This window comes from Thermomonas sp. (assembly GCF_046293095.1).
Classification (GTDB): domain Bacteria; phylum Pseudomonadota; class Gammaproteobacteria; order Xanthomonadales; family Xanthomonadaceae; genus Thermomonas.
Map to the genome: position 1 here is coordinate 235,318 of NZ_JBKBPN010000001.1, position 14,604 is coordinate 249,921.

Genomic DNA, 14,604 nt, shown 5'->3' on the forward strand with positions numbered 1-14,604 from the left:
GTTTACCCGGGTTGGGAGACGCCCGGGTATTCGCGTGGCACGCGCTCGTTGAGGCGGGTGAGGATTTCGTAGGCGATGGTACCGGCGCGCCGGGCCACGTCCTCGACGCGGATCGTCTCCTCGCCCTGGCTGCCGATCAGCACCACGTCGTCCTCGACGTAGGCGGTGCCGTCCGGCCCGAGATCCACCATGAACTGGTCCATGCACAGGCGGCCGACGATGGGGCGCCGTCGCCCGCGGATCAGCACCTCCCCGTTGTTGGACAGCGCGCGCGGATAGCCGTCGCCGTAGCCGATGGGCACCGTGACCACGCGGGTGCCAGCGGGTGGCGCCCAGGTGGCGCCGTAGCCGACCGGATGACCGGCGCGCACCACCTTGAAGTACACCACTTGCGAAATCAGCGACAGCGCGGGACGCAACTCCACGGTGCGGTGCGCGTCGGGGTCCGGCAGCACGCCGTACAGGATGATCCCGGGCCGCACCATGTCCAGCCAGGTGTCGGGGAAATGCAGCACGCCGCCGGAATTGGCCAGGTGGCGGATCGGCATCGGCGCGCCCAGCCGGTCGAAGTGCGCGCATGCCTCAGAGAAGCGCTCCAACTGCAGCGCGGTCATCGGCGATGCGGGGTCGTCGGCGCAGGCAAGGTGCGAATAGATGCCCTTGATCTGACACCAGCGCGACGCCAGCGCGGCCTCGATCAGCGGCCCGCACGAATAGCTGTGCACGCCAATCCGCTCCATGCCGGTATCCACCTTCAGGTGGATGACCGCCTTGCGGCCCAACGCCTCCGCGGCGGCCTCCACCTGCCGCAGCTTGTCCAGCGACGACACCGTGATCTCAAGGTCATTGCGCAGCAGCGATGCAACCTGTCGGCCCAGGATGCCGCCCAGCACCAGGATCGGCGCGGTGATGCCGGCGCGCCGCAGCGCCTCGCCCTCTTCCACGAAGGCCACGCCCAGCTGTTCCGCACCCTGCGCCACCAGATGCCGTGCCACCGGCACCAGCCCGTGGCCGTAGGCGTTGGCCTTGACGATGGCCATGACCGGCACGCCGACGCGCTGGCGGATGGCACGCAGGTTGCCGCCCACGGCGTCCAGATCGACCACGATCCGGGTGGGACGCTGGTTCAGAGGTTCGCTCATGGAGGGCTATTCGACCACGCACGCCCGGCGCTGCCTAGCCGGCGACCGGGCAAGAGGGCGCATGGCCTATTCGAAACTGCCCACGCTGTCGTGCGCGAGGTTGTCGAAGCGGGTGTACTCGCCGAAGAACTTCAGCTTGAAGCTGCCGGTGGGGCCGTTTCGGTGCTTGCCGATGATGATCTCGGCCAGCCCCTTGTCCGGCGAGTTTTCCTTGTTGTAGTACTCGTCGCGGTAGATGAAGACGATCATGTCGGCGTCCTGCTCGATCGCGCCGGATTCGCGCAGGTCGGCCATCACCGGGCGCTTGTCGGTGCGCGATTCCAACGAACGGTTGAGCTGCGACAGCGCGATCACCGGCACGTTCAGCTCCTTGGCCAGCCCCTTCAGCGAGCGGCTGATCTCGGAAATCTCGGTCGCGCGGTTCTCGCTGTTGCCGGGCACCTGCATCAGCTGCAGGTAGTCGATCACGATCAGTCCAAGATCGTGCTCGCGCTTGAGCCGGCGCGCCTTGGCACGCAGCACCTCGGGCGACAGGCCGGGGGTGTCGTCGATGAAGATCTTCACGCCGTTCATCTGCGCGATGGCGCCGGTGACGCGGCTCCAGTCCTCGTCCTCCAGATCGCCCGTCTTCAGGCGCGTCGCATTGACCCGGCCCAGCGAGGAAATCAGGCGCAGCGCCAGCTGCGCGGCGGACATTTCCATCGAGAACACCGCCACCGCCTTTTTCGACTTCAACGCACCGTACTCGGCGATGTTGAGCGCGAAGGTGGTCTTGCCCATCGCCGGACGCGCCGCGAGGATCACCAGGTCAGTAGGCTGCAACCCGGCCGTCATCTGGTCGAACTCGACATAGCCGGTGGGCAGGCCGGTGACGCCGCTGCCGTTCTCGGCGCGCTTCTGCAGCACTTCGAACGCCTCGGCCAGCGCGCGCCGCACCGGCACGAAGTCCTGCTTGCCGCGCGAATGCCCCTCGGCGATGGCGAACACTTCCTGCTCGGCCTTCGCCAGCAGCTCGCCGGAGTCGCGCCCCTCCGGCTGGAAGCCGTCGTTGACGATGGCGGTACCGACGTCGATCAGCTTCCGCTGGATCGCCTTGTCGCGCACGATCTCGGCGTAGGCCTTGATGTTGGCCGCGCTGGGCGTGCTGGCGGCAAGCTCCACCAGATAGGCGCCGCCGGCAACCTGCTCGCCGATGCCCTGCGAGTCGAACCACTCGCCCACGGTCACCGCGTCGCACGGCCGGTTCTTTTCCACCAGCTCGCGAATCGCGCGGAAGATCAGCTGGTGGTCGCGGCGGTAGAAATCCTCGTCCACCAGCTGGTCGGCGACGCGGTCGAACGCGCTGGGGTCCAGCATCAGACCACCCAGCACCGCCTGCTCCGCCTCGATCGACTGCGGCGGGACGCGCAGTTGTTCCACCCGCTGGTCGTTGCGGGTCTTGAAGCTGGATTCCTGGCGTGCCCCTGGCCTGGCGCTCATCGGCTGCGTGACTCCCCCGGCGCCCCGTCGTTGCGGGCCGCTCGTTGTTGTTCAGTGGATACGGGCATCGTAGTCGGCTCCGGCGGGAAGCGTTGCAGATAACCCTGTGGATAACCGGTGGGCATCTCACCCGCTGCGACGCCGACGCTCCGGAAAACGAAACGGGCGCCTTTCGGCGCCCGTCCCGGTGTGGCTGGCTGCGGCAGGATCAGGCCGCTTCCGGCACCACCACCACCTTGACGGTGGCATCGACGTCGGCGTGCAGGTGCACGTGCACCTCGAACTCGCCGGTGTGGCGCAGCGGGCCTTCGCCCATCACCACTTCCGACTTGTTCACTTCGACGCCCAGCTGCTTGGTCAGGGCCTCGGCGATCTCGCGCGGGCCGACCGAGCCGTACAGCTTGCCTTCGGTCGAGGCGTTGGCGGCAACGGTCACGCTGGCATCGGCCAGCTTGGCCTGGCGGGCGGTGGCCGCGTCCAGGGTGGCGGCAGCCTTGGCTTCGTACTCGGCGCGCCGGGCTTCGAACTCGGCCAGGTTGGCAGCAGTGGCCGGCACGGCCTTGCCCTGCGGGACCAGGAAGTTGCGGCCGTAACCCGGCTTCACGTCGACCTTGTCGCCGAGATTGCCCAGGTTGGTGACCTTCTGCAGGAGGATCAGTTGCATGGTGGTGCTCCGTATTCGTTAGCAGGCGATGCCTGCAACGGGTGCTGTCCGAATCGGACGGGGATACTGCCAGCGGCGGGCCGGCGGCAAGGCCGGCCAGCGCTGGCGAGGCATCAGATATTGTGGTTGTCGGTGTACGGGATCAGCGCCAGGAAGCGCGCGCGCTTGATGGCGTTCTGCAGCTGACGCTGGTACTTCGACTTGGTACCGGTGATGCGGCTGGGCACGATCTTGCCGGTCTCGGTCAGGTACTGGCGCAGGGTGTTGAGATCCTTGTAGTCGATCTCGGTCACGCCTTCGGCGGTGAACTTGCAGAACTTGCGGCGGCGGAAGAACTTGGACATGGACGTGCTCCTCAGGCGGCTTCGGCGTTGTCGGATTCGCCAGTGCCCACGGCACTGTCGCTCTCGTCGTCGCGGCGGCGACGCTCGGGCTTGTCGCCCTTCTCGTCCTTGTTCTTCATGATCAGGGACTGTTCGGTCACGGCATCGTCGCGACGGATGACCAGGTGGCGCAGGATGGCGTCGTTGAAGCGGAACGTGTTGACCAGTTCGTCCAGCACGGACTGCTCGGCCTCGATGTTCATCAGCACGTAGTGCGCCTTCACCAGGTTCTGGATCGGGTAGGCCAGCTGGCGGCGACCCCAGTCTTCCAGGCGGTGGATCTTGCCGTTGCCGGCTTCGATCGCGCCCTTGTAGCGCTCGATCATCGCCGGGACCTGCTCGCTCTGGTCCGGATGGACCAGGAACACGATTTCATAGTGACGCATGGTGGTTTCCTTGTGGATGGCGGCTGGCACGATGCCGGCCGGACAGCCCTCGGCCACCTGCCGATGGACGGGCAGGCGCGTTCGGGCAAGAGCCTCCCGCGAGCGGGAGCCCGCCATTATGGCGAATCAAGGGGTTGCGTGCAAATTCAGGCGCGCGCGTCGGGGGCGGTGGTGAAGCTGGACCCGCAGCCGCAGCCGCCGGTCACGTTAGGGTTGTCGAAGGTGAACTGCTCGTTCAGGCCCTGCTTCACGAAGTCGATGCGGGTGCCGTCCACCTGCGGCAGGCTGGCGGCATCCACGTAGATACGCACGCCGCCGTCGTCGAACACCACATCGTCGGCCTGCTGCTGGCGCGCCATGTCCACCTTGTAACCCCAACCCGAGCAACCGCTGCGGGACACGCCGAAGCGCAGGCCCAGGGCCTGGGGATCGGCTTCGAGATAGCCCCGGATACGGGCGCGTGCGGAATCGGTGAGCTGGATGGCCATGCGGGGATTGTAGCTCCGGTAAACTGCGCGTTCTATTTCAGGCTTGCAACGCAGGATTTCAAGATGACGACGATCTCCGTGGCCCAGGCACTGGCCGGGCACGTGCCGGAAGGTGGCCAGGTTTCCGTGCGCGGCTGGGTGCGCACCCGCCGCGATTCCAAGGCCGGCCTGAGCTTCGTCAACGTCAGCGACGGCTCCTGCTTCGCGCCCATCCAGGTGGTGGCCCCCGACACCCTGGCCAACTACGAGTCCGAGGTGAAGCACCTGACCACCGGCTGCGCGGTCATCGCCACCGGCACGCTGGTGAAGTCGCAAGGCCAGGGCCAGAGCTTCGAGGTGCAGGCATCCAGCATCGAGGTCGTCGGCTGGGTCGAGGACCCGCTGACCTACCCGATGCAGCCCAAGCAGCACTCGCTGGAATACCTGCGCGAGTACGCCCACCTGCGGCCGCGTACCAACTTGTTCGGTGCCGTCACCCGCATCCGCCACTGCCTGGCGCAGGCGGTGCACCGCTTCTTCCACGAGCGCGGCTTCTACTGGATCAGCACGCCGATCATCACCACCTCCGATGCCGAAGGCGCCGGCCAGATGTTCCGGGTGTCCACGCTGGATCTGGCCAATCTGCCGCGCGACGGCAAGGGCAACGTGGACTTCAGCCGCGATTTCTTCGGCAAGGAAACCTTCCTCACCGTGTCCGGCCAGCTCAACGTGGAGGCGTTCTGCCTGTCCCTGAGCAAGGTCTACACCTTCGGCCCCACCTTCCGCGCCGAGAACAGCAACACCACGCGCCATCTGGCCGAGTTCTGGATGATCGAGCCGGAAATCGCGTTTGCCGATCTGAACGACGACGCCAACCTGGCCGAGGACTTCCTCAAATACCTGTTCAAGGCGGTGCTGGACGAGCGCGCCGACGACATGGCCTTCATCGCCGAGCGCGTGCAGAAGGACGCCATCACCCGGCTGGAGGCCTTCATCAATGCGCCGTTCGAGCGCATCGACTACTCCGATGCCATCTCCCTGCTGCAGAAGTCCGGCAGGAAGTTCGAGTTCCCGGTCGAATGGGGCCTGGACCTGCAGACCGAGCACGAGCGCTGGCTGACCGAAGAGCACGTGGGTCGCCCGGTGGTGGTGATGAACTACCCCGAGCACATCAAGGCGTTCTACATGCGCCTGAACGACGACGGCAAGACCGTGGCGGCAATGGACGTGCTGGCGCCGGGCATCGGCGAGATCATCGGCGGCAGCCAGCGCGAGGAACGCCTGGACGTGCTGGACGCACGCATGGCGCAGTTCGGTCTGGATCCGGCGCACTACGGCTGGTACCGCGACTTCCGCCGCTACGGCACCGTACCGCACGCCGGCTTCGGGCTGGGCTTCGAGCGGCTGGTGGTGTACGTCTGCGGCCTGACCAATATCCGCGATGCGATCGCCTACCCGCGCGCGCCCGGCCACGCGGAGTTCTGAGCCCGCCATGGATGCCGACCTGGTTTTGTTCCTCGCCCTGTTCGCCTTCGCCATCGCGATCGCGGGCGCCACCGCGTTCGTGATTTTCTGGCCGCTGACGCTTGTGCATATCCGCGACCGTCACCCGCAAATCACCGCTCAACTGGGCGAAGGCGCCTTCCTGAAGCCGCGCGCCCTGTGGTGGCTGCTGCGCGGCGGCTATCGCACCGCCGGCGACCGCAACCTGTCGGGTCTCGCCACGCCGTCGCGCATTTCGCTGCTGGTGATCCTGGGCGGCGTGGCGCTGGGCGGCGTGCTGTGGTTCCTCGGGCAGGCACTGACATGAGTGCGCCGCGCGATCGCTGGTGGCTGGCCACCCTTGGGCGCACCGTGGTCTGGGCACGCCTGCGCGAGCGGGATGCCGGCACCGCCGAGGTGTTCGACAGCGACGGCAACACCCTGCCCTACGACAGCGTGGACACCGCGTGCGCCGCGCTGATGGACGCCGAGTTCGTGGAATTCGATGGCCTGGACGAGGACGACGCGCTGGCCCGCGGCTTCTCGCTGGGGGAGATAACGCCGCCCAGTGCAGGCGACGAGGCCACGCTGCGCGAACGGATGGTGCAGTCGCTGGGCGCGCGCGCCTGATACCCAGCTCGCCCCCGCTGCGGGGCGCGCGGCACCGGCGAGGCTGGCCGACGCCACGGCGAACCAAGGTCAACTAGGGCGAAGGCTTCGTCGGTACCGGCACCGGCCGGACGCTGCCGTTGTCTTCCTGCAGCGCCGGCTTGAACGGGATGTCCGGCGCCGCGCGACCGGTGGACGGCTGCTCGTTGGCATCCGGGTCGACCGGCAGGCAGCCGCCGCCGAACTGCAGCAGCGAGATCACGCACTTCAGCTTGAGGCCGGTGCCCGGGATCGGAATCGACAGCTCCTTGATCCCGCGCCGCACCCATTCCTGCAGCAGATTGCCGTCCGGAATCCAATACCTGTCGAAACGCGTGCCGCGATATTCCAGGCCCGGCCGCTGCAGCCAGGTACCGGCGCGATCGAGGTCCAGGCCGTCTTTCTTCGACCATTCGTCCGGCAGCCGCACGCTGCCGTCGCCGTTGAACAGGCCCGGCTTGCCATTGTTGCCGCTGCCATCGCGGGTGCCCTGCCCCGACCCCGTGCCGGCGATATTGCGGGACGATGCCCCCCAGTCGTCGCTCCTGGCAGCACCCGGCCACCCGCCCGGCGCAGGTTTCAGGGCGGGCCCGGCGCCCTTGCCGTCCGCCGCCACGCCGCGACCGTCGGCCGATGCACTGCGTGCCCCCTGCCCGGTTCCCGCTGCGGCCTGTCCGCCGCCCGCTGCCACGGCCGCCTGCCCCGGTGTCGTCCCCTGACCGGCCATGGCCGGCGATCCACCTGACTCCTCGGGGCGCAGTGGCAGCGCGCGGACTTCGCCACGCAGCTGCGGCACCTGCACTGCCGGCGTCCGCGGGGCCGGCGCGGCCCGCTCGCGCACCACCAGGGCACTGTCGGGCTGGAACACCTCCAGTTCGCGCACCTGCTCTTTCAGTTCCGGAGTCCGCAGCGCCAGCTGCGGCGGGGCCTGCGACAGCGTGCGCACCCGGGGCGCATCAAGCTGCGGGACCGCCTCGACCTGCTGGCGCGGCTGGATCTCGCGCAGCGTCGCCTGCGGCAAGGCCACGCTGCGTTCGCGCGGGGGCGGCAGGCGGAATTCGCCGGGCTGCGGCTGGGGCACCTCACTGACCTGCAGCACCTGGCGCGGCAAGGTCGGCGCTTCCGCAAGCGCGGGCACCGGACGGCTGGCGTCGATCGGCGTCGGTGGCGCCAACGCCGCCGGGGCGAGATCGGGTGCCGGAGGGGACACCTCGGCAGGGCGGGATGCCGCGGCGGGCGCTGCCTGCCGCGAAACCGCCGATCGCGTCGGTGCGGACGCCGGCGCCCCCGCACTGGCCTTCGCGCCGCCGCCCGTTTCGGCATTGCCACGCCCGATGAATTCCACCTGCACGACCTGGCCCGGATCGTCCTGCGGCTGCGCCATCGCCAGCAGGCGCAGGTACATCAGCCACAGTAGCAGCGCCACCAACACGACATGCAGCAGGATGTCCACGACGCCCACGCCGATGCGCAGCGCGCGTTCGTCGCGCGGGTCAGGCGGTCGCGTCAGGCGCTGCAGATGGAAGAACGGCAGGCCCAGACGCGTGGCCCGCGCCTCCTTTTCGTAAGTCAGGCGCTGCGCCAGCGGCGCCACCCAGGCATCGACCTGCGCCCGCGCCGCAGCCGCATCGACCGAGGGCTGCGCGTCGAACCAGCGCTGCCAACCCGCAGGCATGCCGCTGGGCGCGTCCGCCGCGCCACGCCTGAGCAGGCGGCGGCGCTCCAGCGCGGCGATCAGCTCCTGTGCCGTCGTCACGCGCGCCCGGCGCCGTCAGGTCCGGCCGTGCGGCAGGTAGGGTGCGCTGCCAGTCGCATGGTCGGTGGCATCGCGCACACCGGTCACGCCCGGCACCTTCTCCAGCAGGGTTTTCTCGACGCCCTGCTTGAGGGTGATATCGACCATGCTGCAGCCGTGGCAGCCACCGCCGAAGTTCAGCACGACGATGCCATCCGCGGTGACTTCGGTCAGGGTGACGTGGCCCTTGTGCATGGCCAGCTGCGGGTTGATCTCGTTTTCAACCACCCAACGCACGCGCTCCACCAGCGACGCCGACTCAGCCGGCGCCAGCCCCTTGATCTTTGGCGCGCGGATCTGCAACTGGCCGCCGGTCGCCAGGGTGGCGTAGTCGATCTCGGCGCCGTCGAGGAAGGGCACGCTGGCGGCATCCAGCCACAGCGTGAAGCCCTCGCAGTCGATGGCCCATTCGTCGCCCGCCAGCTCCTCGCTCCCGGCGAACTCCAAGCGCACGTCGGCGCGTGGGGTGCCCGGATGCTGCGCCGACAGGCGCACGCCCAGGCCCGGAATGGCCTCGCGCTGGATCAGCTTGCGGAAATGCGCCTGCGCGGCTTCGGAAATCTGGATCATGCCGCTATTCTAGCCACGCAGCGCTGCCACTGCGCATCGCCCGCACCCCGGTTCAGCCCCCGCACGGAGACCCCCATGGCCGACCTCATCCCCCTCGCGCAGGCGCACTGCATCGTCCGCCGCGGCCACGAGCACCGGCTGGGCGAAGCCCGCATCCGCGAACTGCTGCCGGAAATTCCGGGTTGGGAGCTGGTCGAGCAGGGCCACGCCCTGACCAAAACCTTCACCTTCCCGGATTACTACCGGACGATGTCGTTCGTGAACGCGCTGGCGCATGTCGCCAACACCGAGAACCACCACCCCGACCTGTCGGTGCACTACGACCGCTGCGTGGTGCGCTTCTCCACCCACGACGTGGGCGGCCTGAGCGAGAACGACTTCATCTGCGCGGCGAAGGCGGACCAACTGGCGGGCTGACGCCGCGCGTTCCGACGGCCGCCCCAACGGGTCACCCCAACCGGTCCAGCACCTCGATCAACTCCGGCACCAGCGGGGCATTCAGCGTGTACGGGGCCTTGCCACCGTCCAGCGCGAACTCCAACGTGGAGGCGTGCAGGAACAGGCGCTTCAGCCCTGCCTGCTCGCGCAGCCGCTTGTTGGCCGCCGCGTCACCGTACTTGTCGTCACCCGCGACGGGGTGGCCGATGTGCTGGGCATGGACGCGGATCTGGTGGGTCCGGCCGGTTTCGATGCGGACTTCGCAGTAGCTCTGACCGCCCCGCCGCTCCAGCACCCGGAAATGGCTCATCGAGGGCTTGCCGGCCGGATTGACCTGCACATGGCGCTCGCCGCCCTGGCGCAGGCCGACGTGCAGCGGCGCATCCACGCTCATGACGCCACCGGGCATGCGGCCCACCAGCAGCGCCAGATAGCGCTTTTCGATGCCGGATCCATGATCTTCCCGCAACAATCGCTGAAGTTCCGTCAGGGCGGAGCGTTTTTTTGCCAACACCATCAGGCCCGACGTGTCCCGGTCCAGCCGGTGGACCAGCTCCAGGCTGTCGCGCGGCCGAAGCGCGCGCAGGGTCTCGATGACCCCGAACGAAATGCCGCTGCCGCCGTGGCTGGCGATGCCCGAGGGCTTGTTGATCGCCAGCAGGCGCGCATCCTCGAACACGATCGCCGCGTCCAGCACCGCCAGTAGACCTTTCGGCGGCGAACGATCGCCATCCTGCGGCGATTCGATGCGAACAGGCGGGATCCTGACCTCATCTCCTGCCTCCAGCTTGCGCTCGGCCTTGGCCCGCCCGCCGTTGATCCGCACCTGGCCGCTGCGCACCAGCTTGTAGACCAGGCTGCGGGGCGCACCCTTCAGCTGCCCCAGCAGGAAATTGTCCAGCCGCTGGCCGGCACGGTCCTCGGGGACGCGGACCGTGCGCGCGCCGCCGCTGGGGGAAGAATCCGGCTGTGTCATCGGGACCTGATCTGGTACACTCGGGGGGCGATGCAAGGGTTTGATTTCGCAGGAAGAGTCGGGCGTTACAACGCCCATCCGGCCGAAAGCCGGCCTGCCTGGCGAGGCCCGCCGCAGTGACGTTGCCACCACCCTCGGGGCGGACATGTTAACGGCTGCGCGGCAAACCCGCCCGTTGCCGGCCGTAGGCCGTGACTGTCCCCGTTGAACAACGCCCCGCGCGACGCGCCCATTCCGCAAGGTTTGGCGTGGCGGTCGCCGGCCCTGCAACACTAAAACCAAGGAACAAGCGCTCCCGCGGTTCGCCGTGGTGTGGCAGCGCTGGAAAACTCAAGAGCAGCCCGGCCCGCGCCCCGCGCGGCCGCGCGCTTCGCGGTCTCCAGAAGCGAAACGCCGATGGCGTTCCGCGCATCGCCCGTGACCGGGCGAGGGGCGCAGAAGGAACGCACTATGAAGCGAATGCTCATCAACGCCACGCAGGCGGAAGAACTGCGGGTCGCGATTGTCGACGGGCAGACCCTGTACGACATCGACATCGAACAACCCGCGCGTGACAACAAGAAATCCAACATCTACAAGGGCCGCATCACCCGGCTCGAGCCCTCCCTCGAAGCGGCCTTCGTCGAATACGGTGCCGAGCGCCACGGCTTTTTGCCGCTGAAGGAAATCTCCCGCGACTACTTCCAGGCCGGCGTGGATCCCAACAAGGCCGGCATCAAGGAACTCCTGCGCGAGGGCCAGGAAGTGGTGGTGCAGGTGGACAAGGAGGAGCGCGGCAACAAGGGCGCCGCCCTGACCACGTTCATCTCGCTGGCTGGCCGCTACATGGTGCTGATGCCGAACTCGCCCACCGCCGGCGGCGTGTCGCGGCGGATCGAGGGCGACGATCGCGCCGAGCTGAAGAAGGCGATGGACGCGCTGACCATCCCCGACGACATGGGCGTGATCATCCGCACCGCCGGCGTCGGCCGCGACGCGGAAGAGCTGCAGTGGGACCTGGACTATCTGCTCAGCATCTGGCGCGCGATCGCCGAAGCCGCGCTGACCAAGCCGGCGCCGTTCCTGATCTACCAGGAGTCGCGCCTGATCGTGCGCGCCCTGCGCGACTACATGCGCTCCGACATCGGTGAAATCCTCGTCGACACCCCGGAGATGTACGCCGAGGCGCTGGAGTTCGTCGAGCAGGTGATGCCGCACAACAAGCGCAAGCTGAAGCACTACACGGACGATGTGCCGCTGTTCAACCGCTTCCAGATCGAGTCGCAGATCGAGAACGCCTACGAACGCACCATCCGCCTGCCCTCCGGCGGTGCGCTGGTGATCGACCAGACCGAGGCGCTGACCGCGATCGACGTCAACTCGGCACGCGCCACCAAGGGCGGCGATATCGAGGAAACCGCGTTCAACACCAACCTGGAGGCGGCCGAGGAAGTCGCCCGCCAGCTGCGCCTGCGTGACCTCGGCGGGCTGGTGGTCATCGACTTCATCGACATGTCCTCCAGCAAGCATCAGCGCGAAGTCGAAAACAGGCTGCAGAACGCCCTGAAATACGACCGTGCGCGCGTGCAGATCGGACGCATCAGCCGCTTCGGCCTGCTGGAGATGAGCCGCCAGCGGCTGCGCAACAGCCTGGGTGAGGCCAGCCAGATCGTCTGCCCGCGCTGCGAGGGCCACGGCCGCATGCGCAGCGTCGAATCGCTGAGCCTGTCCATCATCCGCGTCGCCGAGGAGCACGCGATGAAGGACAACACCGGCCAGGTGCTGGTGCAGGCCCCGGTGGAAATCGCCAACTTCCTGCTCAACGAGAAGCGCAGCGCGCTGCGCGAGATCGAGCGCCGCCACGACGCACCGATCGTGATCGTGGCCGACGAGCAACTGCAAACGCCGCACTACGAAGTCACGCGCATCCGAGACAACGAGATGGGCGAGGAAACCAGCAAGCCCAGCTACCAGCGCGGCACCCCGCGCAAGCTGAACACCATCGCCCTCACCAAGGCCCAGCTCAACATCCCGCCGCCGGCGGTGACCAAGGTCAAGCCTGCGCAGCCGGCCCCGCTGCGCGAGCCCAAGCCGATGCCGCAAGAGCCCCAGCCGGCAATCGCCCCGGCATTCGCACAGGCACCGCAGCCGGCGCCTAAGGTCGCCGCGCAGGGCGGCGGTGTGCTGGGCTGGTTGCGCAGCTTGTTCGGCGCTGCGCCGGCGGCATCGGCCCAACCCGCAACCCGCGACGATGGCAACGGCCGCCGCGACGAGCGCGGCAACCGCCGCAGCGAGCGCGATGGCCGTGGCAACCGCGATGGTCGTCGCGACGACAACCGCCAGCGGGACAACCGTGGCGAGGCGCAGAAGCAAAAGCAGAAGCAGCCCCAGGGGCAGCAGCCGAAGCAGGATAAGCCGCAGCAACAACCGCAGACACAGAAGCAGGACCGCCAGGCCCAGCCGCAGAAGCAGGAGCAGCCGCGGCAGGACAAGCAGGCCCAGCCGCAGAAGCCGCCGCGTCCGCCGCGCCCGGATCGTCCGGCGGACCCCGCTACGCCAGTCGCCGCCGACACCGCAGCGGCAGCGGATGTGATCGCCGCAACCACCGCAGCGCCGCAGACCAACGTGCCATCGCCAGTACCGGCGGATGCCGAGGCGCCGATCGCCATGGCCGCGGACACCGCCGCGACCGGTGCGCCGGGCCAGGAGGACAGCACCGCAGGTGAAGCCGGCAGCAAGCGCCGCCGTGGCCGGCGTGGCGGCCGCCGCCGCCGCCGTGGCAACGGCGAAGCCGCGGGCCTGGCGGACGACACCGCAGCGGAGCAGGACGAGGCGCTGGACGAAGTGGTGGCGGTCGATACCGCGCAGCCCGAATTCGACTTCGACGACATCAAGGCACCGAAGCCGGCCGCCTTGCCATCGCCCCAGGCACCGGCCCCGGCTCCCGCTGCCAGCCCGGCAGCGTCGATGGCCACCGCCGCTGGCATCGCGCCGCAGGAAGCGATGGCGACGGCGGCGACTTCCACCGATGCCACCACGCAGGCGATCCGGGAGGAAGCCGCCCCCGTCGTTGCGGAGGCGTCGCCCGTGCCACTGCCGCCGGTGGATGCGACCACCGCGACGGCGTCGGTCGACGCCAGCGCGGATGCCGCAGCAGCGATGGCGCCGGTAGTGGAAACCACCGCGGCGCACGCCCCGGCAATGGCCGAGGCCATGGCTTCCAACGTGGCCAGCGTCGAGGCCAGCGTCGAGGCCGGCGCACAGGCCACCACGCCGGACGCGGAGGTGCCAGCGGATGCCGTTGCCCACAACGCCAACCCGACGCCGGGCCTGTTCGAGTCGCTGCCCGATATCACCGCGCCAGCGGCCGCCAACGCGGCCACCCCTGCCGCGGACGACGAGGCCACGCGCAACGTCTGACCGGCGCTTGCAGGCAGGAAAACGAAAAACGGCGCCGGGGTCACCGGCGCCGTTTTTCATGGGCAAGGCAGTGGATGGGGGCGTGCGCTCAGTGCACCGCGTGCGCGGGATCGACCAGCCCGTACTGGCTGACCAGACGCGCCAGCGCGATGTTGTCGTGGATGCCCAGCTTCTCGAACAGGCGGGTCTTGTGGGTGTTCACGGTCTTGGCGCTCAGGCTGAGCTGGCGGGCAATCGCCTCCTGGCGCAGGCCCTGGTTGAGCAGCAGGGCGACTTCCAGCTCGCGCGGCGTCAGCGTGTCGAACGGGGATGCCGAATCCCCCTGCAACCCGGACAACGCCATGCCTTGGGCGATGCTGCTGGCGAGGTACTTGCGCCCGCGCGCCACGTCACGCACCGCGCGCAGCAGCTCGGACGCATCGCAGGCCTTGCCGACGTAGCCGAAAGCGCCCGCCTCCAGCAAGCGGCGCGGCATCGGGCCGTCTTCCAGCACCGACACCGCGATGACCCGCGTGCCGTAATCGCCGCGGACGACCCGCTCGGTCAGCTCCAGCCCGCTGAGGCCCGGCAGATGCAGGTCGCACAGCACCACGTCCGGCTTCAACTTGCGGATCTGCGGCAGCGCCAGCTCCGCGCTGTCCGCCTCTCCCACGACCTCGATATCGGCCTCCGCGCCCAGGATGAGGCGGAACCCGGCACGCACCAGCGCGTGGTCATCGACGATGTAAACCTTGATCCCCATGGCGGCTCCCCTGATCCGATGGGTACAAGGTAG

The 14,604-nt window shown here is 68.6% G+C and carries 15 protein-coding genes; 5 read left to right on the plus strand and 10 right to left on the minus strand.

The genetic code is table 11. From position 1 onward, the window contains the following. Positions 1-2: 2 nt before the first annotated feature. From alr to ACK4SG_RS01245, 6 genes are all read right to left on the minus strand, one after another. Entirely contained in the window at positions 3-1,142 is a 1,140-nt protein-coding gene (alr, locus tag ACK4SG_RS01220) for an alanine racemase (protein WP_409599042.1), read from the minus strand. Positions 1,143-1,208: 66 nt separating this feature from the next. Then, on the minus strand, positions 1,209-2,621 hold the full coding sequence (locus tag ACK4SG_RS01225) for a replicative DNA helicase (RefSeq protein WP_409599043.1): 1,413 nt from the start codon (positions 2,619-2,621) through the stop codon (positions 1,209-1,211). A gap of 208 nt (positions 2,622-2,829) precedes the next feature. Next, entirely contained in the window at positions 2,830-3,285 is a 456-nt protein-coding gene (rplI, locus tag ACK4SG_RS01230; RefSeq protein WP_409599044.1) for a 50S ribosomal protein L9, read from the minus strand. 113 nt (positions 3,286-3,398) lie between these two features. Then, a complete protein-coding gene (rpsR, locus tag ACK4SG_RS01235) occupies positions 3,399-3,629 on the minus strand; it encodes a 30S ribosomal protein S18 (RefSeq protein WP_409599045.1) in 231 nt (76 codons plus the stop codon). Positions 3,630-3,640: 11 nt separating this feature from the next. Then, positions 3,641-4,054 carry a 30S ribosomal protein S6 gene (gene rpsF / locus ACK4SG_RS01240; protein ID WP_409599046.1) on the minus strand — a complete coding sequence of 138 codons (414 nt, stop codon included), beginning with the start codon at positions 4,052-4,054 and terminating at the stop codon, positions 3,641-3,643. Between the two features lie 146 nt (positions 4,055-4,200). Next, a complete protein-coding gene (locus ACK4SG_RS01245) occupies positions 4,201-4,542 on the minus strand; it encodes a HesB/IscA family protein (RefSeq protein WP_409599047.1) in 342 nt (113 codons plus the stop codon). A 63-nt stretch (positions 4,543-4,605) separates the two neighbouring features. Here ACK4SG_RS01245 and asnS point away from each other — a divergent pair, with 63 nt between their 5' ends. Genes asnS through ACK4SG_RS01260 form a run of 3 tightly spaced genes read left to right on the plus strand, consistent with a single transcriptional unit; the run spans position 4,606 to position 6,633 of the window. Beyond that, the gene (asnS, locus tag ACK4SG_RS01250) at positions 4,606-6,006 is read left to right on the plus strand and encodes an asparagine--tRNA ligase (RefSeq protein WP_409599048.1); all 1,401 of its coding nucleotides are present in this window, start codon (positions 4,606-4,608) and stop codon (positions 6,004-6,006) included. Positions 6,007-6,025: 19 nt separating this feature from the next. Continuing rightward, a complete protein-coding gene (locus tag ACK4SG_RS01255) occupies positions 6,026-6,331 on the plus strand; it encodes a hypothetical protein (protein ID WP_409599689.1) in 306 nt (101 codons plus the stop codon). After that, on the plus strand, positions 6,328-6,633 hold the full coding sequence (locus ACK4SG_RS01260; RefSeq protein WP_409599049.1) for a hypothetical protein: 306 nt from the start codon (positions 6,328-6,330) through the stop codon (positions 6,631-6,633). Before ACK4SG_RS01255 ends, ACK4SG_RS01260 begins: the two co-directional genes overlap by 4 nt. Positions 6,634-6,706: 73 nt before the next feature. Here ACK4SG_RS01260 and ACK4SG_RS01265 read toward each other — a convergent pair whose 3' ends face one another. Then, the gene (locus ACK4SG_RS01265; RefSeq protein WP_409599050.1) at positions 6,707-8,407 is read right to left on the minus strand and encodes a hypothetical protein; all 1,701 of its coding nucleotides are present in this window, start codon (positions 8,405-8,407) and stop codon (positions 6,707-6,709) included. 15 nt (positions 8,408-8,422) lie between these two features. Then, positions 8,423-9,016 (minus strand): NfuA family Fe-S biogenesis protein, encoded by a 594-nt coding sequence (locus tag ACK4SG_RS01270; protein WP_409599051.1) that lies wholly within the window; start codon positions 9,014-9,016, stop codon positions 8,423-8,425. A gap of 75 nt (positions 9,017-9,091) precedes the next feature. Here ACK4SG_RS01270 and ACK4SG_RS01275 point away from each other — a divergent pair, with 75 nt between their 5' ends. Next, a complete protein-coding gene (locus ACK4SG_RS01275) occupies positions 9,092-9,433 on the plus strand; it encodes a 4a-hydroxytetrahydrobiopterin dehydratase (protein WP_409599052.1) in 342 nt (113 codons plus the stop codon). A 31-nt stretch (positions 9,434-9,464) separates the two neighbouring features. Here ACK4SG_RS01275 and ACK4SG_RS01280 read toward each other — a convergent pair whose 3' ends face one another. Continuing rightward, a complete protein-coding gene (locus tag ACK4SG_RS01280; protein WP_409599053.1) occupies positions 9,465-10,430 on the minus strand; it encodes an RluA family pseudouridine synthase in 966 nt (321 codons plus the stop codon). A gap of 450 nt (positions 10,431-10,880) precedes the next feature. Between ACK4SG_RS01280 and ACK4SG_RS01285 the strand changes: the two genes are divergently transcribed. Next, a complete protein-coding gene (locus tag ACK4SG_RS01285) occupies positions 10,881-13,829 on the plus strand; it encodes an Rne/Rng family ribonuclease (RefSeq protein ID WP_409599054.1) in 2,949 nt (982 codons plus the stop codon). Positions 13,830-13,917: 88 nt separating this feature from the next. Here the strand turns inward: ACK4SG_RS01285 and ACK4SG_RS01290 are convergent, their stop codons facing one another. Then, positions 13,918-14,571: a response regulator gene (locus tag ACK4SG_RS01290; protein ID WP_409599055.1), complete on the minus strand. Its 654-nt coding sequence runs from the start codon at positions 14,569-14,571 to the stop codon at positions 13,918-13,920. Between the last annotated feature and the right edge of the window lie 33 nt (positions 14,572-14,604).

Bases quoted from the DNA above. Each gene is read 5' to 3' on its own strand.
- ACK4SG_RS01285 (WP_409599054.1), top strand. From the start codon at position 10,881: ATGAAGCGAATGCTCATCAACGCCACGCAGGCGGAAGAACTGCGGGTC.
- ACK4SG_RS01245 (WP_409599047.1), bottom strand. From the start codon at position 4,542: ATGGCCATCCAGCTCACCGATTCCGCACGCGCCCGTATCCGGGGCTAT.
- ACK4SG_RS01225 (WP_409599043.1), bottom strand. From the start codon at position 2,621: ATGAGCGCCAGGCCAGGGGCACGCCAGGAATCCAGCTTCAAGACCCGC.
- asnS (WP_409599048.1), top strand. From the start codon at position 4,606: ATGACGACGATCTCCGTGGCCCAGGCACTGGCCGGGCACGTGCCGGAA.
- ACK4SG_RS01260 (WP_409599049.1), top strand. From the start codon at position 6,328: ATGAGTGCGCCGCGCGATCGCTGGTGGCTGGCCACCCTTGGGCGCACC.
- rplI (WP_409599044.1), bottom strand. From the start codon at position 3,285: ATGCAACTGATCCTCCTGCAGAAGGTCACCAACCTGGGCAATCTCGGC.
- ACK4SG_RS01280 (WP_409599053.1), bottom strand. From the start codon at position 10,430: ATGACACAGCCGGATTCTTCCCCCAGCGGCGGCGCGCGCACGGTCCGC.
- alr (WP_409599042.1), bottom strand. From the start codon at position 1,142: ATGAGCGAACCTCTGAACCAGCGTCCCACCCGGATCGTGGTCGATCTG.
- rpsF (WP_409599046.1), bottom strand. From the start codon at position 4,054: ATGCGTCACTATGAAATCGTGTTCCTGGTCCATCCGGACCAGAGCGAG.
- rpsR (WP_409599045.1), bottom strand. From the start codon at position 3,629: ATGTCCAAGTTCTTCCGCCGCCGCAAGTTCTGCAAGTTCACCGCCGAA.
- ACK4SG_RS01275 (WP_409599052.1), top strand. From the start codon at position 9,092: ATGGCCGACCTCATCCCCCTCGCGCAGGCGCACTGCATCGTCCGCCGC.
- ACK4SG_RS01290 (WP_409599055.1), bottom strand. From the start codon at position 14,571: ATGGGGATCAAGGTTTACATCGTCGATGACCACGCGCTGGTGCGTGCC.
- ACK4SG_RS01270 (WP_409599051.1), bottom strand. From the start codon at position 9,016: ATGATCCAGATTTCCGAAGCCGCGCAGGCGCATTTCCGCAAGCTGATC.